Below are 24395 nucleotides of genomic sequence, written 5' to 3'. Positions count from 1 at the left end.
CCATTGAGCGGAGCATCCGGTCACAGCGGACCGCACTGGCGCCGGGTGGCGGCAGCCCTCGCAAACCGGGATGCGCGGATGGCCTACGCACAGATAGTGCTCGGGGCCAAGCCAGCCGAGGTGCTTTCCCATATGCACGGCGAACGGCGCACTCGTGCCATCGGGTTCCTGCTTGAAGCCGGCTTGGTGGAACGGACTGGGAGCGATGAGCTGGAAGCCTCCGGCACCATCTTCCGGGACCTCCTCACCCAACAACCCAGGCGTCTGCCGCAGACCGGGGTGGCCCGTTTCATGCACCTGGGCCGGATTGAGAGGTACCCGGCCAACATGGCGCAACGGCGGGAGCTCCTGGCCTGGATTGCCAGCGAAGCAATCCGGCCGGGCGAAAAGCTCACGGAGAAGCAGGTCAATGCACGGCTCCTGAGCTACACCGACGATGTAGTGATGCTGCGCCGCTACTTGATCGACTTCGGCCTGCTGCGACGGACCCCCTCGGGATCCTCCTATTCCCGCCCGGTAGAAGAATAGGCGAGCGATCCGATTTGGCCGGTCGTTCTATTTGCCCGCCATTTGGCTGACCATCCCGAGATCCTTGATGCGCCGAGATCCAGTGTGAGAGATTAAGCGTCATGGCAACCTTCACCGGATCCGACGACCTGCGGAGTGCCGAGTTCGTCGACGCGAACCTGCAAAAAGCTCGCTTCGTGCGGACTGACCTGTCCGGCGTTGTGATGCGCGGAGTCGACGTGGCCGGAGCGGACATCGACGCGCCGTGGCTCCTCGAAGGAAAGGACTTCCTGCGGATCAACGGTGTGGACGTGACCCCATTCGTCGAGGATGAACTCAACCGCCGTTTTCCCGGCCGCGAGACCAGGCGCGCTCAGGATCCTGATGGCCTGCGCAGCGCCTGGGCCATGCTCGAGCGCACGTGGGCGGCCTCCCTGGAGCGCGTCGCAGCGATGCCTGCCGGCACGGTGGACATCTCCGTGGACGGCGAGTGGTCCTTAGCGCAGACACTGCGGCACCTGATAATGGCCACGGACACGTGGCTGGGCCGGGCCATCCTGGAGATCGAACAGCCATTCCACGCCATAGGTCAACCAAATGTCGAGTATGAGACCGACGGCCACGATATGTCGATCTTCACGACGGTCACACCGTCCTACGCGGAAGTGCTCGAAGTCCGGGCAGGCCGCGTCGCCATGGTGCGCGACTTCCTCGCCAGCGTCACAGCGGACGACCTAACCGGGACGCACAAGAACCCCTGGGCCCCCGAATACCCTGAGACCACACTCTCGTGCCTCCATACGATCCTCCAGGAAGAGTGGGAGCACCACCGCTACGCCGTCCGCGACCTCGACGCCATCGAGGCGGAGCTCGACTAGTCCAGCGAAACCGCCGCCACCTCAACCGCAACCCCCGCCTCACGGAACTTCGCCAGCTCCCCGGCGTCGGCGCCGTCGTCAGTCACCAGCGTCCAGGGCAGGGCCAGCCGCGCCCACGCGTGGAACGGCCGCAGGCCCAGCTTGGACGAGTCCGCCAGGACATATACATGGTTGCCGCGCCGGGCCATGAGCTCCTTGAGCCTGGTCTGGGAATGGTCCGCCTCGCAGATGCCGTCCTCGGCGGTCACTGCGTCGGCGCCCAGGAACACACGGTCGAAGCTCATCCGCTCCAGGGCTGCCTCGGCCAGCGGGCCCACAAAGCTTTGGCTCAGGCTCCGCAGCCGGCCGCCCAGGCAGTCAACCTCGATGCCGTCCGAATCGGCCAGCTCCTGCATGGTGTTGATGCCCGGCGTGGTGACCGAGAGCTTGTCGAACGAGCGCAGCTCGTGGGCCAACGCACCCACCGTGGAGCCGGCGTCGAGCAGGATGTTCTCGCCGGGCCTGATCACCGAAGCCGCCCAGCGGGCAATGGCATGCTTCTGCTCAAACGCCTCGCCGGTACGCTGCCGCAGTGACGCCTCAGGGTGCGCGCCCAGCGCCATGGCGCCGCCGTAGGTCCTGGCCAGCCGGCCCTGCCCGTTCAGGAGCGCCAGGTCGCGGCGAATGGTGGATGCGGTGACCTCGAAACGGGCGGAGAGCTCCTCCACGGATGCCAGCCCGGTGGTGAGGGCCAGATGGTAGATCTCCTCGCGCCTGGCATTTGCCTGCAGCATTCCCGGTTTCCTTCCCGTGGGCGTGGTAACCATGCTAGTTCCGGCCAGGGAAAACAGCCCGCAGCATCGCCCGCTCCGCCTACACGGCCACGCTGGGCCGGGTGGCCATCTCGGCCGCCTGGTGGAGGGCCTCCACCATGCTGCGCGAATCGGCGATCGCCTTGCCCGCGATGTCAAAGGCAGTCCCGTGGTCCACGGAAGTCCTGATGACCGGCAGGCCCACAGTGATGTTCACGCCGGCCTCGATGCCCAGCACCTTCACGGGGCCGTGCCCCTGGTCGTGGTACATGGCCACCACCAGGTCGTAGTCGCCGCGGCCGGCCAGGAAGAACAGGGTGTCCGCCGGCAGCGGGCCCGTGACGTCGATGCCCTCGGCCTGGGCCGCTTTCACACCGGGTGCGATTTTCTCCGCTTCCTCGCCCTGCCCGAACAGCCCGTTTTCGCCTGCGTGCGGGTTGATGGCGCACACGCCGATCTTCGGCTGCGGGATGCCCGCCCTTATCAGGGCCTCGTGGCCGCGGCGGATGGTGCGTTCCACCAGGTCCGGGTTGATCTTCCGGATGGCGTCCATCAGCCCGATGTGCGTGGTCACGTGGATGACCTTGATCTTGGGCGTGGAGAGCATCATGGACACTTCCTCGGTCCCGGTCAGCTGCGCCAGCAGCTCGGTGTGTCCGGGGAAGATGTGCCCGGCAGCGTGCAGTGCCTCCTTGTTCAGCGGCGCGGTGCAAATGGCCTGCACCGTTCCGGCCATGGCCAGCTCGCTGGCCACCCGGATGTACTCATACGCGGCATGGCCAGCCACGGGGGAGAGCTCGCCCCACGCCAGGTCCTCCGGCAGCAGCGCCAGGTCGATCACATTCACCCGTCCCGGCGTGAAAACCGCGTCCTGCACGGTGGCCACCGGCTGGATTTCCGCATGGATGCCCAGGATGTCCGCGGCCTGCCGGAGCCGCAGGGCGTCCCCGACCACCACGGGCCGGCACTCGGCGTTGATCTTGGGATCCAGGACGGCGGCAACCACCACCTCCGGCCCCACTCCGGCGCCGTCGCCCATGGTGACGGCCACGTAGGGGAGGGCATTCTGCTCGGTCTTGCTCGTTGCGACGGTTGTCATTTCTGCTCCAGATCGTTCGGAAGGCTTGCTGGGAAGGGTGTTGGCGGGAGCCTGCGCGGACCGGCCGCGTTGCTCCCGGATCTCGTCGTAAAGCTGTAGGAGGGCCAGACCGTCACCGAAGCTGCCGGGCTTGGTGCCCACCAGCGTTCCGTCATCGGCGCGGCTGAGCACCGCCCCGTGCTGCACGGCAGCGAGCGGCACCAGGCGTTGGAGGCCGACGGCGTCCAGGACTTCCCGGGCCGTCTCGCCGCCGGTGAGGATCAGGTCCGCGTCTGCTCCCTTTGCCGCCTCGGCAGCGAATTGCGACAATGCCCGGATGATGCTGGCTGCTCTGGCCGGGTCCACTTTGCCTGCGGCCAAGGTGACGGCCACGTTGGTGCCTTTTGCCAAGGCCTGCCGCGCTCCGGCGAGCTGCGGTTCATAGGCGCCGATGGCACCGGTGTAGTGCGGATGCAGCCGTACCAACGTGAAGCCGCGCGCTGCCAGCTGGGCCAGCTGGGCCTGCGCAGTTCCGGACGCAGAGCCGACGACGGCGAGCACCGGTCTGGCAGCCCACTGCGGTTCCGCGCTGGCTGCTTGAGTTCGTGCCCCACGTTGCGCATTTCGCGCAGGTTCTGAAGCGAGCCGTTGCGCGAGGACGTCCGCGGTTCCACCGGTACCAACGAGCACGATGCGGCGGCCGCCGGCCGTGAAGCCAAGCTCCCGCAGGGCATCCACTATGTCTTCCAGGTCCTGGACGGTCTCGCCGTCAGCCACCACCACTGTTGGCCGGTCGCTTTCCAGCACTCCGCCCAGCTTCTGGGGGAACGAGCCGGACCGTACCTCAGTCAGGCCCAGAGTCTGCACCGAGGCCGGTTCCTCCGAGCGGAGGAGGGACGGGATGTCAGCGGGCGGAGCGGTCAGCTCGGCCTGCCACAGGTCCGTCTGAGCCAGGGGAGTACCGGCAACAAACGGCTGGCCGTCCCGGACCGACCGCCGCAGCTGGGGGAGTGCGCCTGCAACCACGGTGTGAAAGCCGAGGCCTGTCAGCGCGGCGACCTCTGCGCGGACATTCCCGCGCCACAGGGAGTCGATCTTCTTAAAAGCAACCTGCGCAGCCGAAGCTGGGGGGCTGGAGAAAGCTTCAGCCACGAGCGCCTCCGCGGCGGCTTCAGAAAGCCCGCGCGAATGAGTATCGATGACCACAACGTCGGTGACAAACCTTGGCAAGGCCGCGCCGCCGTCGTCCGTTCCCAGCAACACCTGCGCGGACAGGCCATGCTGCACAAAGCAGTAGCCAACCTCTGCGGCACCGGAGAAATCGTCGGCCTGCACAAAAACGGAAGCCACGGTGCTCCTCTCCACGTCCTAGTCGGCTGGACCCCGCGAAGTGCGGGATGCTTTCCAATATCATGACACGATTGCGCGAATCACGCTAGGAGGCTTGCGCAATTCACGCAGAAGTGGCAAAGTGATGGACACAACATTCGGCACAGCCAAACCGGCGGGCCGTCCCCGTTCAACCGAGAGGTCAACGATGACCGTTCTTCCTCAAGGAAGTGAGATTTCCCGCCGCCGCCTGCTGCAGTTTGGCGCCGCGGCCGGTTTTCTGCTGGGCACAGGCAGCCTCGCCGGCTGCGCCGGCCCTACCGGCCTGCCGGGGCCCAGCACCCTGACCCTGGCGCTGAACCGGTCCCTGGTCAGCCTGGACAACAAGCTCAACCAGTTCGACGCCGCTGTAACTGTCCAGCGGGCGGTCCGCCAGGGCCTCACGGCCATCGGCCCCGAAACCAAGCCCGTGCTGGTCCTCGCCGAACGTTTCGAGATGACCGGCCCCACGGAGTGGACCGTCACGCTCCGCGAAGGCATCCGCTATTCGGACAACAGCCCGGTGCAGGTGGCGGACATCGCCACGGCGCTGAAGATGTACCAGCAGGTGCAGGGGTCCTTCGTGGCCGGATTCTTCCCCGAATTCCCCGAGGTTGTTCCCGTGGATGACCGCACGTTCAAGATGGTCTCCACCAAGCCCATCCCCATCCTGGACTCGCTCATGAGCATGATCCTGATAACCCCCGCCGCGCAGAATAAGCCGGAGGAACTGCAGGAAGGCGTTGGCACCGGCCCGTACGTTGTTACCAAGTTCAACCGCGGCGCCGGTACTTACAGCCTGGAACGAAACAAGAACTACTGGGGCCCGGCCCCCGAGGTGGACAACGTGGAGGTCCGGTTCCTCCCTGAGGAATCCAGCCGCGTCATCGCACTGCGCAGCGGCGAGGTGGACGTCATCGACTCCATCACGCCCGACTCCCGCGAACAGCTCGCCGGACTCCCCGGCGTCGAACTCCAGGAGGCGTCCAGCCTCCGCCTGAACCAGATCTTCTTCAACTTCCGCAAGCCCGCCGGCCACCCGCTGGCGGATCCCCGGGTGCGCGAGGCACTTAGCATGGCGATCGACGGCGAGTCGCTGGTGCGCGACGTACTGGTGGACTCCGTGACCCCGGCTGAGGGCGTCACGCCGTCCAGCCTCACCGGCTACCACAAGACCGGCACCTACACCTACGATCCGGAGAAGGCCAAGGCCACCCTCGAGGAGCTGGGCGTCAAGGACCTCAGCCTCAAGATCATCTGGGAAACCGGCGAGTTCGCCTCCGACACGTCCGTGATGGAGGCCCTGGTGGAAATGTTCGGCGCCATCGGCGTGAAGGCCGAGCTGCAGCAGTTCGAACCCGGCGGCAACATCCTGGCCTGGCGCCAGGGCAAGCAGGGGGACTGGGACTTGCTGGGCAACGGCTATCCCAGCCCCACCGGCCTGGCCATCACCATGCTGCAGGGCATGTACTCCGGCACCCCGGAGAAGGAAGCAACCCGCGACACCTACCAGGGCTACGTGGTCCCCGAGGTCACCGCCAAAATCCAGGCCGCGTCCGCCGAAGCTGATCCAGCCCGCCGGCAGGTCCTGCTGGAGGATGCGCAGCAGGCTGTCTGGGACACCTGGCCCTGCGCCTGGGCATTTGTGCCCAAGTCCGTCCTCGCCCACCGGGAACGGGTGTCCAACGTTAATCTGGCTCCCACCAACTCCTACCCGCTCGTTGATGTCCGGCTGGAGGCCTAAGCCATGACGAACTACATCCTGAAGCGCCTGGGACAGGGCCTGCTGACCGTGTTCCTCACGGTGTCCACCGTGTTCATCCTCATCCGCATGGCCCCCGGTGATCCCGCCGTGTCCTACGCGGGTCCGCTGGCCACCTCCGAACAGCTCGCTGCGGTCCGGGAACAGTTCGGCCTGGACCGGCCGGTACTGGAGCAGTATTGGATTTTCCTGCAGCAGCTGTTCACCGGCAACCTGGGCACCTCCTACTCCTTCCAGGCGCCGGCCATGCAGGTGGTGGCCGAGCGGATGCCCTACACGCTGACGCTGGCAACGGCGTCGATCCTGCTCGCGGCGGTGGTTGCCATCCCGCTGGGCGTCTGGATGTCCCGCCGCCCGGACACCGGCAAGGAACTCGGAGTCAACGTGCTGACCATCGCCGGGCAGTCCATGCCCGACTTCTGGACCGGCATCATGCTCCTCACCGGTTTCGCCGTCCTCATACCGCTCTTCCCGGCTTCCGGGTTCGCCACCTGGGGTGGGCTGGTTCTCCCAACCATCACCATCGCCATCCTGCAGATCGCCCTGATCTCCCGGATGGTCCGGCGGGAAATGACCGCCAACTTCGCCGCCCCGTACCTTACGGTGGCCCGCTCCCGCGGCGTCCGGAACTCGGTGCTCACCTGGCGCTACGCCATGGGCAACTCTGCCATCCCCGTGTTCACGGCCCTGGGCACCCGGTTCGCCGCCATGCTAAACGGTGTGGTCGTCGTGGAAGTGGTGTTCGCCTGGCCCGGCGTCGGCTCCCTGATCGTGCGGGCCCTCGAAACCCGCGACTACCCCCTCATCCAGGCCACGGTCCTCCTCACCGCACTGCTGGCGGTGGCTGTCCAGCTGCTCATCGACCTCGCCTACCCGCTACTTGATCCCCGCGTTCGTCTTGGAAAGGCGGCAACAGCATGAGCCTCAGCGACACAGCAACGCCTACTGCCGGCGGCCCCGGTTCATCCGGCACCGCCGCAGGGCAGCCCGCCCGGCAGCCGAGCCCCAGCGCCGTCACCAAGGCGGACATCGCCAAGGCAGGCGCCACCCGCCGTCGTAATGCCGCCAAGTGGAAGCTCATTGTGGGCACCGTCTGCACCCTGCTGGTGATCATCCCCATCATCCTGGCCCAGGTGCTCCCCCTGCCGGACGCCAACTTCCAGGATCTCGGGGCCCGGCGCCTGCCGCCGCTCACCGACGGCCACTTGTTCGGCACCGACCAGCTGGGCCGCGACCTTCTTTCCCGCGTGCTGCACGGCGGCCAGGTCTCGCTGACCATCGGCCTGCTGGCGGTGTTGGTCTCCGGCGCCATCGGCATCATCCTTGGCGCTGCGGCCGGCTACTTCGGCGGCTGGGTGGACACCATCGTTTCCCGCGTCCTGGAAGCGCAGATGTCCCTGCCGCTGCTCATGATGCTCCTGCTGGTGGTGGCCCTGTTCGGGCCATCCATACCGGTGATCACCTTCGTGATCGCGATCGCCCAATGGCCCGAAGTTGCCCGACTCACCCGGTCGATGGTGCTGGTGGAACGCGAAAAGCCCTACGTTTCCGCGGCCAGGATCCTGGGCCTGCACCGGATCCAGATCCTCATCCAGCACATCATCCCCAACGTCATCAAGCAGGCCACCCTGGTGGTCCTGCTCCTGCTGGCCCAGGCCGTGCTCCTGGAAAGCGCGCTCAGCTTCCTCGGAGCCGGCCCGCAGCGACCCTTCGCCACCTGGGGCCGCATCATCTCCGACGGCCAGGACTACATCACCACCTCCTGGTGGATGGTCACCCTGCCCGGCCTGGTCATTGTGCTCATGGTGGTGGGCGTCAACCTGCTGGGCGACGGCCTCCGCGACCGTCCCCGCCGCAAGAAGAAGGGTGCCTGACATGAACGCACAATCAAACACCAGCAGCCAATCCAACGCCACCAGCCATACGGAGCAGGCGCTCCTGGACGTCCGGGACTTCCAGGTTGAGCTGATCACCGACGCCGGCATCATCCGCGCAGTGGACTCCGTCAGCTTCAGCATTCACCGGGGCGAGACCGTCACCATCATCGGTGAGTCCGGTTCCGGCAAATCGACGACGGCGATGGGCATCCTGGGGCTCCTGCCTGAGGACCTGGCCGTGCTCTCCGGAACCGTGCTGATCGACGGCGTGGATGTCACGGCAGACCCCAAGGCGATGGGCCAGGTCCGCGGCAAGACCCTGGCCCTGATCCCGCAGGATCCCATGACGGCACTGAGCCCGGTCCATTCGATCGGGAGCCAGCTGTTCGAGGCCATCCGGATCGCCGGGGCAGCATCGTCCAAGGACAAGGACGCCGTCCGTGCCCGCGCCGTCCGCCTGCTGGAACAGGTACACATTCCCACCCCGGACAAGCAGCTGAAGAAGTATCCGCACCAGCTTTCCGGCGGCATGCTGCAGCGTGTGCTGATCGCCATCGCGCTGGCCAGCGAGCCACAGCTCCTGGTGGCCGATGAACCCACGTCCGCCCTGGACGTCACGGTGCAGGGCGGGATCCTTGACCTGCTCCTGGAACTCCAGGAACAGCGGGGGATCGGCATCCTGATGATCACGCACGACCTGGGCGTTGCCCGGCTGATTTCAGACCGCATCCACGTGATGAAGGACGGCTCATTTGTGGAGTCCGGCGACGTCCAGCAGATCGTGGAGCACCCCGCCACCGAGTACACCCGCACGCTGCTGGCCGCCGTGCCCGTCCTGGGGCCGTGGGATGAAACCCCCGACGCCGGCGACGCTTCTGCGAAAGCCGGACCTCCCGCCGTCGACCCCCAGACCGCCCTGACCCAGACCGGAGCCCGCCATGAGTAAACCCTTCCTCTCCGTCGAAAACCTGGTGGTGGACTACCACGTCCCGGGAGGCACTTTCCGTGCCGTGGACGACGTCTCCTTCACGGTGGACAAAGGCAAGACGATCGCCGTCGTGGGTGAATCCGGCTGCGGCAAATCCACCATCGCCAAGGCGCTCATGCGGCTGATCACCCCGGCCAGCGGCAGGATCGAACTGGACGGCACGGACCTGGCGTCGCTGAGTGAAGCGAAGCTCCGGCCGCTGCGCTCCAAGTTCCAGATGGTGTTCCAGGACCCGTACGGATCGCTGGACCCGCACCTGACCGCGCAGGACATCGTTGCCGAGCCGCTGAAGCTGCAGGGTGTCAGGTCACGGGCGGAGCGGAACAAGGCCGCCGCGAAGCTGATCGACCAGGTGGGCCTCCCGGCCAACTCCCTGGACAAGCACCCCGCGGAATTCTCCGGCGGGCAGAGGCAGCGGATCGGCATTGCCCGGGCCCTCGCCTCCAAGCCGGAACTGCTCGTCTGCGATGAGGCCACCAGCGCGCTGGACGTTTCCGTCCAGGCCCAGGTGCTGCGGCTGCTGAAGTCCATCCAGGAGGAAACCGGCATCACCTACGTTTTCATCTCCCACAACCTGGGCGTGGTGCAGGAAATCAGCGATAGCGTCATGGTGATGCAGCGCGGCAAGCTGGTCGAATCCGGCACCACCGCGTCCGTCCTGACCGCCCCCAAGGAGGACTACACCCGGAAACTCCGCCGCGCTGCGCTGGACCCTTCCACGATGCGCGGCGTCAAGCCACGGCACCTGGTCCGCTCCCTGGCGCTGTCCGGCCAGTCGCGCTGACAGCAGCGGCCCCCAAATACACCCGACTTCCACTGCAACCACGAGGAATCCAGACATGAGCAATCAGCCAGAAGGCACCCAGGTGGACGGCCTGAAACTACCCGTCTCCCGGCTGGTCCTGGGCACCATGACGTTCGGCGACACCGCTGACGAATCCACCGCGGGGCGGATGGTGGACGAGGCGCTCGACGCCGGCATCACCACCATCGACACTGCCAACGCTTACGTCGGGGGAGCCACAGAAGACATGCTCTCCCGCCTCCTGAAAGGGCGGCGCGACGACGTCATCCTCGCCTCCAAGGCAGGCATGCCGCACCCGGACCACGGCCAGCACTCGCCGCTGTCCGCCGCGGGACTGCGGAACAGCGTGGAGGGTAGCCTCCGCCGGCTGGGCGTGGACAGCATCGACCTGTTCTACCTGCACCAGCCGGACCGCACCGCAACATTGCAGGAGACCCTGGGCACCGTGGCCGAACTCGCCGCCGAAGGCAAGATCCTGGCCCTGGGCGTCTCCAACTTCGCTGCCTGGCAGATCGCGGACGTCATCCACGTAGCCCGCGAAGTTGGCGCACCCCGGCCTGTAGTGGCGCAGCAGCTCTATAACCTCGTGGCCCGCCGGGTGGAGGAGGAATACCTCGAATTCGCCTCCGCGCACAACGTCCACACAATGGTCTACAACCCGCTGGGCGGCGGGCTGCTCACCGGCAAGCACAGCTTCGAGTCCAAGCCGTCCGAGGGCCGCTTCGGCGACTCCAAGCTGGCGGCCATGTACACCCAGCGCTACTGGGACCGGCAGCTGTTCGACGCCATAAATGAACTCTCCCTCATTGCCCAGGAACTTGGCATCACACTGGCCGAGCTGTCCCTGCGCTGGCTGGCCTACCGGAACGGCGTGGGCTCCATGCTGCTGGGCGGATCCAAAGTGGAACAGCTCCGCGCCAACATCGCCGCCGTGGCCAACGGGCCGCTGCCGGCCGACGTCGTCGATGCCTGCGACGCCGTGGGTGCCGGGCTCCGCGGCCCGATGCCCGCCTACAACCGCTGACGCCTCCAACCGCTTACCCCGTCTGGACACGGCAACACGCCAAGCCCACACCCTCTGACTGAAGGTAGACAGATACACATGACAACGGAACTGGCCCTCGAATTCGCCCGCAAGATCCGGGCCCGCGAACACGCCGTCGGCTACTGGGCAGTATTGGACGCGCCCGTGGCCACGGAACGGATCGCCCGGCTCGGCTACGACTACGTGGCCCTCGATGCACAGCACGGGCTGCTCGGCTACTCGGGCGTGCTCAACGGTCTGATGGCCATCGACGCCGGGAACACCGCCGTCGGAATGGTCCGGGTGGAGGACAACAACCTGACCGCCATCGGCAAAGCGCTCGACGCAGGCGCCGTCGGAGTCATCGTCCCGCTGGTCAACACGGCAGCGGACGCCGCGGCAGCCGTGGCCGCCGCCAAGTACCCGCCCATGGGAGGCCGCTCCTATGGGCCCATGCGATCAGCGCTGCGGGTCGGCCCTGTCCCCGCCGAGGCCAACGCCGCCACCCTGGTGTTCGCCATGATCGAGACGCCGGACGGCCTGGCCAACGTCAAGGAAATCTGCGCCACACCGGGCTTGGACGGCATCTACGTGGGCCCGTCAGACCTGGCCATCGCCGTGGGCGGGGCATTCCCCGGGGATCCCGCCATCGAAGCGGAATTCAACGCTGCACTGGAAACCATCGCCGAGGCCGCCGCCTCCGCAGGCGTGGCAGCGGGCATTCATACGCCCGCCGGTGAGGTGGCTGCACTCCGGCTGCGCCAGGGCTACACCTTCGCCACCGTAGCCTCCGACCTCACGCACCTCGAACAGATCGCCAAGTCCCACCTCGACGCCGCCACCACCAAGGACTGAATCCCCGATGCAGAACACCCTCAGCAATGCCTACAGCACCATCACCCCGGACGGGACCCTCAAGCGAGCGGACGGTGCGGACTTCGCCTACCTTCCCGCGCCCACAGTGCAGAGCCACGCGGCCAACCTGCTGACCCTGCCTGACGGACGCCTTGGCTGCGTCTGGTTCGGCGGCACCCAGGAAGGCGTGCCGGACATCTCCATCTGGTTCTCCACCCTTGACGCCGGCAGCAGCCAGTGGTCAGCACCCCAGCAGCTTTCGGACGACCCTGCCCGCTCCGAGCAGAACCCCATCCTCTTCACGGCCCCGGACAAGGCGCTCTGGCTGCTCTACACCGCGCAAAAGGCGGGCAACCAGGACACCGCCGAGGTCCGCCGTCGGATTTCCACCGACAGCGGCCGCACCTGGGGCGAGGTGGAGACCCTGTTCCCGGCAAATGAAACGGGCGGTGTGTTCGTCCGCCAGCAGCCCGTGGTCCTGCCGTCCGGCCGCCTCATCATCCCGATCTTCCGCTGCATCACCACGGCGGGGGAGAAGTGGGTGGGCAACAGTGACGACAGCGCCGTGATGATCTCCGACGACGCCGGCGCAACATGGACCGAGCACGTGCTGCCCGGCAGCCTGGGCTGCGTCCACATGAACATCCAGCCCGTGGCCGACGGCTCCCTGTTGGCCCTGTTCCGCAGCCGCTGGGCGGACTCAATCTACGAATCCCGGTCCACCGACGGGGGCACCACCTGGACGGAACCGGTCCCCACGGAACTGCCCAACAACAATTCCTCGATCCAGTTCACTGCCCTCGCCGACGGCCGGCTGGCCCTGGTCTACAACCACAGCCGGGCAGAGGAATCAACGGAGCGGCGGCTCTCCCTCTACGACGAGATTGACGACGACGGCCTGGCCGAGGAGCAGGGCCAGCTCGCGGAACCCGCTCCCGGCGCTGCTGCGGCTGCCGACGGCGACACCCGCCGCGCCTTCTGGGGCACTCCGCGGTCTCCGATGACCCTGGCTATCTCCGAGGACTCCGGACGTTCCTGGCCGATCCGCCGGAACCTCGATGTGGGGGATGGCTACTGCCTGTCCAACAACTCCCGCGACGGACTCAACCGCGAATACTCCTACCCGTCCATCCACCAGGGACCGGACGGCGCCTTGAACATCGCCTACACGTACTTTCGGCAGGCCATCAAATTCGTCCGGGTTGGTCCGCAGTGGGCCTATGAAGGTACTGGAACTCCCGGAGACACCGAAGGAATCCGGGCCAATGCCGGATGAACAACATGCCGTAGTGACCGGCTGCAGCTCGGGCATCGGCAAGGCGATCGCCCTCAAGCTGTTGGCCGACGGATGGTCCGTTACCGGGCTCAGCAGAAGCGAAACATCCCTCGGCCCAGGCTTTGAGTGGAAGCATGCCGACCTTGCCGACGCGGAGTCCCTGCAGGATTCGGTAGCGGGCCTGCGCCCGGCCAACGCCCTGGTGCACGCTGCCGGCTTCCAGCGGACAGCGGCACTCGGCGATCTCGATCCGGCGGCACTTGCCGGAATGTTTACCGTCCATGTGGCGGCTGCCAGTGTTCTGGCCAACGCCCTGGTCCCTGCCATGCCCGACGGCGGCAGGGTGGTTCTTTTGGGCAGCAGGACGTCCACGGGCTCGCCGGGGAAAAGCCACTACGCCGCGACCAAAGCCGCGCTGCTTGGACTGGGACGGACGTGGGCCCAGGAACTGGCGCCGCGGGGGATCACTGTCAACGTGGTTTCACCCGGCCCGACGGACACACCCATGCTCAACGATCCGGGACGGGCAGCCACTCCGGTGCGGATGCCGGCCCTGGGCAACCTCGTGGACCCGGATGATGTGGCCGCGCTGACCGCCTTCCTGCTGGGGCCGCACGGGAAGTCCATCACCGGCCAGAACTACGTCATCTGCGGAGGCGCGTCACTGTGAAGTGTGCTCCGCCGTTGGCGGGCCTTCGGTGGGTCTGAAGGGGCCGGTGGTAAATGGTCACCGGAATCTCGTGTAGAGTCGTTCTTGTTGTTGTGTTTATGCAGTTGGTAATTCAGGCAGTACGCGCGGTCGAAAGTCCGCGTTCTTCTGAAGTAGCGGTTTTGAACACCCCACACCGGAGGACCCGAAAGTCGGGACTTTTCCTCCACCTTCACGAAGGACAAAAATAATGGCTACTGGTACCGTCAAATGGTTTAACGCTGAAAAGGGCTTCGGCTTCATTTCCCCCGATGACTCCTCACAGGACGTTTTCGCTCACTACTCCGCGATCGCCTCTTCCGGCTTCCGCTCACTCGAAGAGAACCAGAAGGTCTCCTTCGAAACCGAGCAGGGCCCCAAGGGTCCCCAGGCCGTAAACATCCAGTCCCTCTAATTCCTTAGAGACTCTGGGGCCTTCGGGTTTCATTTTCAAAGCAGGGCCGGTCACTGACCGGCCCTGCTTTTGTTAAGCGTACTTGGCTGTCCCAACTGGCAACTTGCGGGAAAAGCCCGCAAGCTAGATACACCGGGGGTAAGCAGGGGCGTGATCGACACGTACCCGCGCCGCACAGAAAGGCCCCCGGTGCCCAGACCAAAACGGCAACTCAATCCGTTGATCCGCAAGTACATCGGGGGCAGCGACCCCGCCCAGGCAGAGGCCAGGGGCCTCGGCGAGCTCAGGCCGGTGGAGCCGGCCGCCCGGCGGCAGGGGATGCCCGTCCTGGGCGATGGCCAGGTCTACGTGATGAAGTACGCGTCGCAGTACCACACGGCGTGGTGCCAGGTTGTGGCCGACAAATGGGACCACGCACCCAGGGGGCTGCTCGTGACAATGCTGGCCGACGTCGGGGCGCGGACCCGCTGCAAGGAATGCGACCGGCCCCTGAATGCAGCCGGCGCGTCGTCTGCGCCGGGACGCCACATGCAACCCCGGCCCACACAGGAAGCTCAGCCGCACGAAATAGTGATTCCGCTGAATGTCATTGCGGTCGCCCATGGAATCGCCTTCCTCGCGGCGGGGCCGGAATACCGGGAACTCTTTAAGGAAACCGCAGTGGAGCCTGCCACCCCGCTGTCCGTGGGCGGGCGGCGTGACGGCATGGTGAAGCGCCTGGACGCCGGCGGCGACGAACCGCTTGTGGTTGTCCAGTTGGACCCCCGCGCTAACTTCCAGGATGGGCCGTACCAGTTGCGCATGCGCCGTCCACTGCTGCGGTCGGCGACCAAGCCCTATGCCGTGGAGTCCGTTGAACCGGCGCCGCAGGCATAGCACCCTCGTTTAACCCACGTGTGCCAGCATCCTGACGCTCCTCAGCCGGCGACTCCGGCGAGCAGCCCCGCGCCGGTCCTGGCGCCGTCGGCCCCTCGGAGCCGCTGGCCTGCCGTGGCGGCGGCAGCGCGGAAGGTCGCTGAGTTGACGACCTCCCCGACGGCCCCGGCAATCCCATCCGTAGACGCTGACGCGTTGATCAGCAGACCGGCGCCCGCATCCTGGACCGCCTGGCCCACCATCCGCTGATCGAGCAGGGGATGCATCGGGGCGATCACCAGGGGCAGGCCGTGCGCCAATGCGAGCATGGTGGTGGCGTGCCCGCCATGTCCCACCACCGCAACGCACTCCGGCATGACCTCCCTGTGCGGAAGGTAGCCGTGCACCGTGGCGTTCGGCGGTGCCCGGAGCGCCGCCGGATCAATGGCCGGCCCGGTTGTCAGGACCACGTCAAGGGGCAGCCCCGCCACCGCATCGAGGGCCTTCTGCATGAACACATCCTGCCTCTTGAAGACAGTGGTGCTCAAGCTGATCAGGATCCTGGGCCTCGAACCGGGCGGGACAGGACGGGACGGCCGGTCCCGCCCACACCACCTTCCCGTTCCCGTCCAGGTTGCCGGCCGGGTCAAGCCGCGGGTCAGCGCACACAAGGATTCGGTGTGCCTGCTGCATCACCCGCCGCGGGCCCAGCCCGCGCATTGCCAGCGCCGCCGTGATGGGAGTCCGGCGGAACGGGCCGTCGAAGAACGCGTAGAAGCTGTGAACCAGGGCCACTGTGCGGAGTCCAGTCTTGGCCGCCGCATTAATGGCTGCCAGCAGCAGGCAGTCCACGACCAGCACGTCCGGCGGTTCCTTCCGGGCTTCCTCCACAACGTCCCGTGCGATGCCGGCGTCCGAGAACACTGACACCATCATGGACACCTGCCGCAGGGTGGGCATCTGCTCGGCGGGGGCCATCCGGACCGCATGACTGTACGGCTGGAACTCCGCACCGGAAGCCCTTATCGCGGCGGCCTGCTGCGGGTGGCCCAGAAATCGCACCCGGTGCCCGAGCTCCAGCAGCTCACGGGCAATGCCGACGGCGGGAGGCAGGTTCCCGCCGGCGTCGAGCGTTGCGAAGAGGAAGTTGGACACCGGAGCCTCCTGACCTCACGACCACCGGCCCCGGTTCGCTCCCCACCCGTCCCCTTACCTAGCAAGCTCAGCCAGGGAACGCTGCGGGCGTGGGCCCAGGCTCAACCACCGGCCCAGTGGTCTACTTGTCGGGGTTGGGATCCCGCACGTCCTTCTCCCCAATGTCCGCGGCACCCAGGGCGGCAGCTGCGGGACCGTGGACGGGTTCGTGTTCGCGGACCCGGATCTCCGGGTGGTGAAGGTCCAGGGCCGGGCGCTCCGATCGGATCCGGGGCAGCGAAGTGAAGTTGTGCCGCGGCGGCGGGCAGGACGTGGCCCACTCGAGTGAGGCACCGAAGCCCCACGGATCGTCAACGGTGACCTTTTCGCCGGCCCGCCAGGTGATGTAGACATTCCAGAAGAACGGGATGAGCGAGGCTCCCAGAAGGTATGAGCTGATGGTGGAGAACTGGTTCATCCAGGTGAAGTTGTCCTGAGGCATGTAGTCCGCGTAGCGGCGGGGCATTCCCTTGGCGCCGAGCCAGTGCTGGATGAGGAATGTGCCGTGGAAGCCCAGGAACAGCATCCAGAAGTGGATCTTGCCGAGCCGTTCGTTGAGCATGGAGCCGGTGAATTTTGGCCACCAGAAGTAGAAGCCCGCGAACATCGCGAACACCACGGTTCCGAACACCACGTAGTGGAAGTGCGCCACTACAAAGTAGGAGTCAGACACATGGAAATCCAGCGGAGGCGACGAAAGGATGATCCCAGTCAGGCCACCGAAGAGGAACGTGACAAGGAAGCCGAGGCTCCACAGCATTGGAGTCTCGAACGTCAGCGAACCGCCCCACATGGTGCCGATCCAGTTGAAGAACTTCACACCGGTGGGCACCGCAATCAGCATGGTCATAAAGGCGAAGAACGGCAGCAGCACCGAACCGGTCACATACATATGGTGGGCCCACACCGTCATGGACAGGGCGGCGATGGCGATGGTTGCGTAGACCAGACCCTTGTAGCCGAAGATCGGTTTGCGGCTGAAGACCGGGAAGATCTCGGACACAATACCGAAGAACGGCAGCGCAATGATGTACACCTCGGGGTGGCCGAAGAACCAGAACAGGTGCTGCCACAGGACCGCTCCGCCGTTTTCTGGGTCATAGATGTGCGCACCGAAGCGGCGGTCCGCGCCGAGGCCGAACAGCGCTGCGGCCAGCGGCGGAAAGGCCATAATCACGAGGATGGATGTGACAAGGGCGTTCCACGTAAAGATGGGCATGCGCCACATCGTCATGCCGGGAGCACGCATGCAGATGATCGTGGTGATGAAGTTGACGGCACCAAGAATCGTTCCGAAACCTGAGAGCGCCAGGCCGAATACCCAGAGGTCCCCGCCGACGCCTGGGCTGAAAGTGGTGTTGTTAAGCGGGGCGTAGGCGAACCAACCAAAGGACGCCGCACCCTGGGGGGTGATGAAACCGGAAACGGCGATGGTGGAGCCGAAGAGGAAGAACCAGAACGCCAGCGCATTCAGCCGCGGAAAGGCGACGTCGGGGGCGCCGATCTGCAGGGGCATGATCACGTTCGTAAAGCCGGCGAACAGCGGAGTGGCGAACATCAGCAGCATCATGGTGCCGTGCATCGTGAAGAGCTGGTTGTACTGCTCCTTGGTCTGCAGGATCTGCATGCCCGGTTCGAAGAGCTCTGCACGGATCAGCAGGGCCATCACTCCAGCCATCATGAAGAATACAAACGACGCGATCAGGTACATGTACCCAATGACCTTGTGGTCAGTGGAAGTGATCCAGGTGACGATGAGGCTGCCCTTGCGCCGCGGTACCACTGCGGGCGCGGCCGTAGCGGCGACCCCTTCAGATGAATGCCCTGTGATGGCCATTTTCACCTCGTCCGGACGGCACCAGTGGGGCCTCTTGCCTGAGCCCCATCACCGCCCCGAAAGATTTTCCGAGACCGCGATTTCCTTCAGGTTACCCATGAATACAGCTTCGGGAAAGAGCACGAAGGTGACGCAGGACGGCTCGAATATTCGCCTCCCCGGTGCGTCCCCTCTATAAGGAAAAGCGAGGCACTCCTAGGGCAGCCCCATCGCATTCCGCACTTCGTCCAGGATGTGGTGCATCGCGGTCTCGGCCGTGGTCGCGTCCCCACCGGCAACCGCAGCGGCAACATTCTCGTGGGCCTGGAGCGCTTCTTCCCGGGGTTTGAATGGCATCAGGCCTTGCTTGGTCCGGCTGGTAAGTACCTCGGCCACCATCCCCTCCAGCGCCGTAAACATCTCATTGCCGCAGCTCTGCAGCAGCAGGCAGTGGAACTCGATGTCGGCGGCCAGGAATGCCTCCAGTTCTCCCGCCTCGCCGAGGCGCCTCAGCTCCGTTGCCAGGGCAACCAGCTGGGCGCGCTCAGCAGCGCTGGCCCGCCGGGCAGCCCCCGCGGCGGCAATGGGTTCGACGGCGATGCGCAGTTCCGTGAGGCTGCTGTACTGCTGCGCACGGCCGTCGGAGGCAAGGCGCCAGCGCACCAGTTTCGGGTCGAAGACATTCCACAGCGCCCGCTCCTGCACCACAATGCCCACCCGCCGCCGCGAGTACACCAGGTTCATCGATTCCAGGACCTTCATGGTGTCGCGGGCTACCGTCCGTGACACCCCATATTCCTGCTGGAGCTTGTCCAGGGTGAGGCGGCTGCCCGGAGGAAGGCTCCCGGAGGCGATGGCAACGCCAACGGCCTCAAGAACGCGTCCTTGCATCGCGGGGGAAGCCCCGCCGTCGTCCGCGCCATCCGCGGGCCCTGCTGTCGCCGTCGACAATCTGCTGCCTCCATCTGCGCCAGAGGCGCCTTCACAGCGTACCGAATATGAAGCAAAGGTATGACTTGTGACACTAAAAGATAGTATCTATTGGCTTTAATGGTGATACCTTATCTCCAGTGCATCTCACAGCGGGGTGCACGGCGAGCTTCTTCCCTAAGCCAAAGACGTCTTCTCCGGAGGTAAAACACATGCTGTATCCAGCCACGCACCTGGTGGTGATGGGCGTTGCCGGCTCCGGCAAGTCCACCATTGCAGCGGCCCTGTCCCAGCAGCTTGGCTGGGCCTGTGCCGAGGCCGACGAGTTCCATCCCCAAACGAACATCGACAAGATGTCCCAGGGAGTTCCCCTGCAGGACGAGGACCGCTGGCCCTGGCTCCTGCAGATCCAGAACTGGATGACCGGGCAGGCAGCGGCCGGCCACAGCACAGTCCTGACCTGTTCCGCGCTCAAGCGGAGCTACCGCCAACTCCTGTCAGCGGCTGAAGGCCGGGTTCTTTTTATCCACCTGGACGGCGAGGCCGGCCTGATCGGCCAGCGCATGCAGGGACGGGAAGGCCACTTTATGCCGCCCACCCTGCTGCCCAGCCAGTTGGCCACCCTGGAACCTCTCAGCCCCGAGGAGCTGGCGGCAGGGAGCCTCCGCCTGGACATCTCCCAGGCTCCGGAGGAGCTCGTGGAGGCCACCATCGCCGCGCTGAAACTCCCCGCGGTACCGGCAACCGGAGTTTCCTGAACCCTCCGGCCCCCTTTTTCATCTTCACCCCCAATAAGTTCTGTTTCAAAGGAGAACCATGACCATCGAAGGATGGACCCAGACGATGGGCGCAGGCCCCCTGCTGCTCATCGCTGCGGCCGCGATCGTCGCCCTGCTGTTCCTGATCATCAAACTGCGGATGCACGCACTGGTCGCCCTGATCCTGATCAGCCTCGCCACCGCTTTTGCCACCGGAATCCCCGCCAACCAGGTGGTGCCAGTGTTGATCAACGGCTTCGGGACAACCCTCGGGACGGTGGCGCTCCTTGTTGGCCTGGGCGCCATGCTCGGCCGCATCGTTGAAACCAGCGGCGGTGCCAAAGTCCTGGCGGACTACCTCATCGGTGTCTTCGGCGAGAAGCGTGCCCCGTTTGCGCTGGGCCTCGCGTCCCTGATCTTCGGCTTCCCCATTTTCTTCGACGCCGGCCTGGTAGTGATGCTGCCCGTCGTCTTCGCCGTCGCCCACCGCCTGGGCGGGGGAGTGCTGCGTTACGGTCTTCCCGCTGCCGGCGCGTTCTCCGTGATGCACATTTTCCTGCCGCCGCACCCGGGACCCGTCTCGGCAGCTGCCTTCTTTGACGCGAACATCGGCCTGGTCCTGATCGCCGGCCTGATCACCGCCATCCCCACCTGGTACGTCACCGCCTACCTCTTCGGCCTGTGGACCGGCAAGAAGCTGGTCCTGCCCGTCCCGGAAATCCTGGGCCACGCCAGCGCCGAAGCCGAGTCCCACCCGCCGCGGTTCCGCACCATCATCGGGCTGCTGCTCCTGCCGCTGGTGCTCATCTTCATCAACACCGGCCTCAACACCCTGGCCTCCTCCGGCGCGCTGTCCGAGTCCGTCAAGAACGAACAGTGGTTCCAGATCCTGCGCACCATCGGTGAAACTCCGGTGGCGCTGCTGATCGCGGTGCTGGTGGCCGTGTTCGTCCTGGGTGCCCGCCGCGGCAAGGACGCGGGCGCCATAGAGAAGCTGCTCGAATCCTCGCTGGGCCCGGTCTGCTCCGTCATCCTCATCACCGGCGCCGGCGGCATGTTCGGCGGCGTGCTGCGTGCCTCGGGCATCGGCGATGCACTGGCCGACGTACTGGGCAACCTGGGCATCCCGCTCATCCTGGCGGGCTTCCTGATCTCCGCGATCCTGCGCATCGCCCAGGGCTCCGCCACCGTGGCGCTGACCACCACCGCGGGTCTCATCGCCCCGGCCGTGGCGCTGGCAGGACTGACGGGAATGCAGGTGGCCGCCCTGGTCATCGCCGTGGCTGCCGGTTCCGTGGTGGTCTCACACGTCAACGACTCCGGCTTCTGGCTGGTGGGCCGCTTCTTCGGCATGGACGTCAAGACCACACTGAAGACCTGGACCGTCATGGAAACCCTGATCGGCGTGATGGGCTTCGCCATCGCCGCGGCGCTCTTCGTGCTCGCCGGAGTGGCGGGCTAGCGCCAGCCACAACTCACTGAAGTATGACGGCGGCGGGACGGTCAGCGGATGACCGTCCCGCCGTCGTCGTACCCGCGGATTACCAACCGCTGCCAGCGGGCGTTTGTTGCCTAAGAGGAGCCTACGCCCGGGATTTGCGTTCTTTGGGTGCCTTCGGCGGGAGCCCGGCCACGTACGCGAACGCCTTCTCGACCCAGGCCCTTGCCCGCGCCTCGTCCCCCTCGCCTTCAGCGTTCCACACCTCCGGGAGCCCGGTGTAGCCGCCCATGGGGCGCTCCACGGGCCCGAACGGGACGGTCCGCTCGGTGCCTTCAAGCTCTGCGCGGTCTTCGCTGGAGAGCCTGACGCCGATGGTCGGGCCGAACAGCCCGGCGAACATGTTGCCGTTCACGAAGGCGCCCAGGTTGCCGAACATCGGTTTGATGACCACCTCAGGCCGGTCCGGCACCACCGACCGGAAACGTTCCTTGTCCGCCTCGGACGCTTTGGGCATCTCCATTGCTTTCTTCTCCCGGTTGCGGTGGACATGTAGGATCCGAGTGCAGGATATGCCCGTTGCGGCATCCGGTACAGGCCGGACGCAAACGCACTGGCGGGAACACCCGCGGCTCCGCCGCCGTTATAACAGCGGCACGCACTCCAAAACTGCCCGCCGTGATTTGCCCGATCAAAGGACACGCCATGACCCCTCGCACCATCGTGATCACTGGCGCCAGCGACGGCATCGGCGCAGCCGCCGCGCGGACGCTGGCTGAGGCAGGGGCGCGGATGGTCGTCGTCGGCCGTTCCTCCGAAAAGACCCGGCGCATCGCCAAAGAGCTCAACGCTGACTACTTCGTCTGCGACTTCGCCGAACTGGCCCAGGTCCGCACGCTCGCCGCGCAGCTGAAGGAAAACTATCCCCGGATCGACGTCCTGGCCAATAACGCCGGCGCCATCATGGGCCAGCGCGAACTCACCGTGGACGGGCACGAGTCCACTTTCCAGGTCAACCATCTGGCCCCGTTCCTGCTGACCACGGAGCTCATGGATGTGCTTACTGCCAGCAACGCCAAGGTCATCAACACCTCCAGCGGGGCCAACGGCTTCGGCAGACTGGATCTGGAGGACCTCAGCTCCGCCCGCAAGTACACCACCAACCGCGCCTACGGCACCGCCAAGCTCGCCAACATCCTCTTCACAACGGAACTGAACCACCGATACGGCAGTGAAGGAATCACGACGGCGGCGTTCCACCCAGGCGTGGTGGCCACCAACTTCGCCGCAGACTCCACCAGCCACATGCGCCACGCCTACAAGACGCTGCTGAAGCATTTTATGCTCACCCCTGACCAGGGCGCCGACACCCTGCTGTGGCTCATCAACGGCACAGCCGGCACTGACTGGGTCTCCGGCGCCTACTACGCCAAACGGGCCTTGGCCAAGGCAAACCCCCAGGCATACGACGCCGAGCTGGCACGCGGCCTCTGGGACCGCAGCGCAGAGCTGGTGGCGCGTTAGGCCTGGCACCTACGCCGATAGGGCCACCTGGAGTTTCGCATTGAGTGAAGCCTGAGCACGGCCGGAATTATTCGCCCAGCAGCCCGTACGTGCTGATGACGTTGCCCTTGCTGGTCCGGTACTGGTCCTGCAGGCTGAGCCGGGTGACGGGATCGTCGGTTTCGAACAGGCGCCGGCCACGCCCCGCCACCACCGGGTGAGTCATGAGGGTCAGCGAATCCAGCAGGCCGGCGAACAGTAGCTGGCGCACCACTGAAATGCTGCCGCACACGGCGATCTCGCCGCCGTCGCGCTGCTTCAGCCCGGCCACGAAACCCTCCAATGAGCCCTCGATAAGGTGCGAGTTCTGCCACTCCAGCGGCTCCGCCAGGCTCCGCGAGGCCACGTACTTCTGCACCGGGTTGATGAAGCCGGCAAAGTCCTCATCCACGGACGCGTTGGGCCAGTATCCGGCCCACTCCTGGTAGCTGACTCGGCCCAGCAGCACTGTGTCCGACCGCTCCATGAACGCCGTCATGCCCTGGCCCAGTTCCTCGTCGAAGCTGTCGAACTGCCAGAGATTCGGCTCGGACACCACCCCATCCACGGAATGGAACAGGCCGGCGGTAACTTTGCGCATGGGGACCTCCAGATTGGTGCCAACGGTTGGTTCGGGCCGGCGGCGGCCGGACAGGTCCTACGGTATTCCCAGGAGTGGCGTTGGGGAAGACTCTGCTCCCTGCTTGGGTAGCCGGATGCCAGCCGCAAATGCGTAACTTTTGAGCACGCGGCCACGCGCGGCCCGCGTGAATCCGGCCTCGACGTTCTCCCAATCACTCAAATGATACGCATTCCGGGCGGTGTAAACGACGGTGCCGTCGGGGCATCCAACAGTGGCCCAAAAGGCCCCCAAAACGCGGCCCAAAGTTAGGTTCATCACGTGCCTCTGCGTGTTGCGCGATTCCTCCCCCTGTCAGCCGCATACTGATCTTGAGCGGCTCTCACCCCGCCCCGGACAGTCAGGAGGTAATGTATGGAAACCCTGAAGAAAATCGTACGAAACCAGTATTTCCCCGCAGCCGCGGTGCTCATTGCTGTCCTGCTTTTCTGGGCCGTTGGCCTGGTGGGTGGCCTGTCCATGCTGAACGACGGCAATCCGCCCATCGCCACCCTGACCTGGATGCTGTTCGTCTACATGGCCGCAGTCATTACCCCGCTCGCCGGAGTGATGGCAGCCATTGACCTGGTCCGCCGCTGGCGGCGCAACCGCCAGTACGAACTGGTCCAGTTGGCTCACGGCGAGGCGGCACAGGACGCTCTGGTCCAGGACAACATGGTGCAGGACAACCCGGCTCAGAACAGCACAGGCCAGGACGACACGGCACAAATTGATGCGGTGCGGGAGGAACCTGTACAGGACAAGCCTGCCGAAACTCAGCCAGCCGAGACTAAGTCTGCAGTGAAGCAGCTTGCAGCGAACCAGCCCGCCCAGAACCAGTCAGCCCAGAAGCCAGCCCGGAACCAGCCTGCCCAGTCAAAGCCCGCCCAGGCTAAGTCCGCACGCAAAAAGGCAGCCTAGCCGCGCGGGC

At 65.7% G+C, this 24395-nt stretch carries 25 protein-coding genes; 17 read left to right on the top strand and 8 right to left on the bottom strand.

Annotated features, from left to right (window positions below):
• Window positions 1-3 precede the first annotated feature (3 nt).
• Together QFZ30_RS14895 and QFZ30_RS14890 are read left to right on the top strand one after the other, a co-directional pair.
• A complete protein-coding gene (locus QFZ30_RS14895; RefSeq protein ID WP_307077483.1) occupies window positions 4-528 on the top strand; it encodes a DUF2087 domain-containing protein in 525 nt (174 codons plus the stop codon).
• Window positions 529-629: 101 nt separating this feature from the next.
• Window positions 630-1385, top strand: a complete 756-nt coding sequence (locus tag QFZ30_RS14890; protein ID WP_307077482.1) for a DinB family protein — start codon at window positions 630-632, stop codon at window positions 1383-1385.
• Here QFZ30_RS14890 and QFZ30_RS14885 read toward each other — a convergent pair.
• Together QFZ30_RS14885 and pdxA are read right to left on the bottom strand one after the other, a co-directional pair.
• Window positions 1382-2158 (bottom strand): DeoR/GlpR family DNA-binding transcription regulator, encoded by a 777-nt coding sequence (locus QFZ30_RS14885; RefSeq protein WP_307077481.1) that lies wholly within the window; start codon window positions 2156-2158, stop codon window positions 1382-1384. The genes QFZ30_RS14890 and QFZ30_RS14885 overlap by 4 nt on opposite strands.
• Window positions 2159-2237: 79 nt before the next feature.
• Window positions 2238-4604 carry a 4-hydroxythreonine-4-phosphate dehydrogenase PdxA gene (pdxA, locus tag QFZ30_RS14880; RefSeq protein ID WP_307077479.1) on the bottom strand — a complete coding sequence of 789 codons (2367 nt, stop codon included), beginning with the start codon at window positions 4602-4604 and terminating at the stop codon, window positions 2238-2240.
• A gap of 187 nt (window positions 4605-4791) precedes the next feature.
• Here pdxA and QFZ30_RS14875 point away from each other — a divergent pair, with 187 nt between their 5' ends.
• The 11 genes from QFZ30_RS14875 to QFZ30_RS14825 all read left to right on the top strand — a co-directional run bounded on the left by QFZ30_RS14875 (window position 4792) and on the right by QFZ30_RS14825 (window position 15188).
• Entirely contained in the window at window positions 4792-6366 is a 1575-nt protein-coding gene (locus tag QFZ30_RS14875; protein WP_307077477.1) for an ABC transporter substrate-binding protein, read from the top strand.
• 3 nt (window positions 6367-6369) lie between these two features.
• On the top strand, window positions 6370-7305 hold the full coding sequence (locus QFZ30_RS14870) for an ABC transporter permease (protein ID WP_307077475.1): 936 nt from the start codon (window positions 6370-6372) through the stop codon (window positions 7303-7305).
• Complete coding sequence (locus tag QFZ30_RS14865) at window positions 7302-8258, top strand: ABC transporter permease (RefSeq protein WP_307077473.1); 957 nt, start codon at window positions 7302-7304, stop codon at window positions 8256-8258. The genes QFZ30_RS14870 and QFZ30_RS14865 overlap by 4 nt, the downstream gene beginning before the upstream one ends.
• A 1-nt stretch (window position 8259) precedes the next feature.
• Window positions 8260-9207, top strand: coding sequence for an ABC transporter ATP-binding protein (locus QFZ30_RS14860; protein WP_307077471.1), 948 nt, complete (start codon window positions 8260-8262; stop codon window positions 9205-9207).
• Entirely contained in the window at window positions 9200-10033 is an 834-nt protein-coding gene (locus QFZ30_RS14855; RefSeq protein WP_307077469.1) for an ATP-binding cassette domain-containing protein, read from the top strand. Before QFZ30_RS14860 ends, QFZ30_RS14855 begins: the two co-directional genes overlap by 8 nt.
• 55 nt (window positions 10034-10088) lie before the next feature.
• A complete protein-coding gene (locus tag QFZ30_RS14850; protein WP_307077467.1) occupies window positions 10089-11078 on the top strand; it encodes an aldo/keto reductase in 990 nt (329 codons plus the stop codon).
• 78 nt (window positions 11079-11156) lie between these two features.
• A complete protein-coding gene (locus QFZ30_RS14845; protein ID WP_307077466.1) occupies window positions 11157-11933 on the top strand; it encodes an HpcH/HpaI aldolase family protein in 777 nt (258 codons plus the stop codon).
• Window positions 11934-11940: 7 nt separating this feature from the next.
• Complete coding sequence (locus tag QFZ30_RS14840; protein WP_307077464.1) at window positions 11941-13209, top strand: sialidase family protein; 1269 nt, start codon at window positions 11941-11943, stop codon at window positions 13207-13209.
• Window positions 13199-13879: an SDR family NAD(P)-dependent oxidoreductase gene (locus tag QFZ30_RS14835; RefSeq protein WP_307077462.1), complete on the top strand. Its 681-nt coding sequence runs from the start codon at window positions 13199-13201 to the stop codon at window positions 13877-13879. Before QFZ30_RS14840 ends, QFZ30_RS14835 begins: the two co-directional genes overlap by 11 nt.
• Before the next feature lie 229 nt (window positions 13880-14108).
• Entirely contained in the window at window positions 14109-14312 is a 204-nt protein-coding gene (locus QFZ30_RS14830; protein WP_066274236.1) for a cold-shock protein, read from the top strand.
• A 189-nt stretch (window positions 14313-14501) separates the two neighbouring features.
• On the top strand, window positions 14502-15188 hold the full coding sequence (locus QFZ30_RS14825; protein WP_307077460.1) for a hypothetical protein: 687 nt from the start codon (window positions 14502-14504) through the stop codon (window positions 15186-15188).
• Window positions 15189-15229: 41 nt separating this feature from the next.
• Here the strand turns inward: QFZ30_RS14825 and QFZ30_RS14820 are convergent, their stop codons facing one another.
• From QFZ30_RS14820 to QFZ30_RS14805, 4 genes are all read right to left on the bottom strand, one after another.
• Window positions 15230-15679: a glycosyltransferase gene (locus QFZ30_RS14820; protein WP_307077458.1), complete on the bottom strand. Its 450-nt coding sequence runs from the start codon at window positions 15677-15679 to the stop codon at window positions 15230-15232.
• Complete coding sequence (locus tag QFZ30_RS14815) at window positions 15639-16322, bottom strand: hypothetical protein (RefSeq protein WP_307077457.1); 684 nt, start codon at window positions 16320-16322, stop codon at window positions 15639-15641. The genes QFZ30_RS14820 and QFZ30_RS14815 overlap by 41 nt, the downstream gene beginning before the upstream one ends.
• 121 nt (window positions 16323-16443) lie before the next feature.
• Window positions 16444-18198 (bottom strand): aa3-type cytochrome oxidase subunit I, encoded by a 1755-nt coding sequence (gene ctaD, locus QFZ30_RS14810; protein WP_307077455.1) that lies wholly within the window; start codon window positions 18196-18198, stop codon window positions 16444-16446.
• A gap of 195 nt (window positions 18199-18393) precedes the next feature.
• Entirely contained in the window at window positions 18394-19128 is a 735-nt protein-coding gene (locus QFZ30_RS14805; protein WP_307077454.1) for a FadR/GntR family transcriptional regulator, read from the bottom strand.
• Window positions 19129-19319: 191 nt separating this feature from the next.
• Here QFZ30_RS14805 and QFZ30_RS14800 point away from each other — a divergent pair, with 191 nt between their 5' ends.
• Together QFZ30_RS14800 and QFZ30_RS14795 are read left to right on the top strand one after the other, a co-directional pair.
• On the top strand, window positions 19320-19865 hold the full coding sequence (locus QFZ30_RS14800) for a gluconokinase (protein WP_307077452.1): 546 nt from the start codon (window positions 19320-19322) through the stop codon (window positions 19863-19865).
• A 58-nt stretch (window positions 19866-19923) separates the two neighbouring features.
• A complete protein-coding gene (locus tag QFZ30_RS14795; RefSeq protein ID WP_307077451.1) occupies window positions 19924-21327 on the top strand; it encodes a GntP family permease in 1404 nt (467 codons plus the stop codon).
• Between the two features lie 121 nt (window positions 21328-21448).
• Here the strand turns inward: QFZ30_RS14795 and QFZ30_RS14790 are convergent, their stop codons facing one another.
• The gene (locus QFZ30_RS14790) at window positions 21449-21826 is read right to left on the bottom strand and encodes a TfoX/Sxy family protein (protein ID WP_307077449.1); all 378 of its coding nucleotides are present in this window, start codon (window positions 21824-21826) and stop codon (window positions 21449-21451) included.
• A gap of 182 nt (window positions 21827-22008) precedes the next feature.
• Between QFZ30_RS14790 and QFZ30_RS14785 the strand changes: the two genes are divergently transcribed.
• Complete coding sequence (locus tag QFZ30_RS14785; RefSeq protein WP_307077446.1) at window positions 22009-22827, top strand: SDR family NAD(P)-dependent oxidoreductase; 819 nt, start codon at window positions 22009-22011, stop codon at window positions 22825-22827.
• A gap of 67 nt (window positions 22828-22894) precedes the next feature.
• Here the strand turns inward: QFZ30_RS14785 and QFZ30_RS14780 are convergent, their stop codons facing one another.
• Complete coding sequence (locus QFZ30_RS14780; RefSeq protein WP_307077445.1) at window positions 22895-23446, bottom strand: dihydrofolate reductase family protein; 552 nt, start codon at window positions 23444-23446, stop codon at window positions 22895-22897.
• Window positions 23447-23839: 393 nt separating this feature from the next.
• On the opposite strand from QFZ30_RS14780, the gene QFZ30_RS14775 reads away from it, so the two are divergent.
• Window positions 23840-24385 (top strand): hypothetical protein, encoded by a 546-nt coding sequence (locus QFZ30_RS14775; protein ID WP_307077443.1) that lies wholly within the window; start codon window positions 23840-23842, stop codon window positions 24383-24385.
• Window positions 24386-24395: the final 10 nt, after the last annotated feature.

This window comes from Arthrobacter pascens, assembly GCF_030815585.1.
Classification (GTDB): Bacteria; Actinomycetota; Actinomycetes; order Actinomycetales; family Micrococcaceae; genus Arthrobacter; species Arthrobacter pascens_A.
This window is presented reverse-complemented; position numbering and strand designations above follow the sequence as displayed.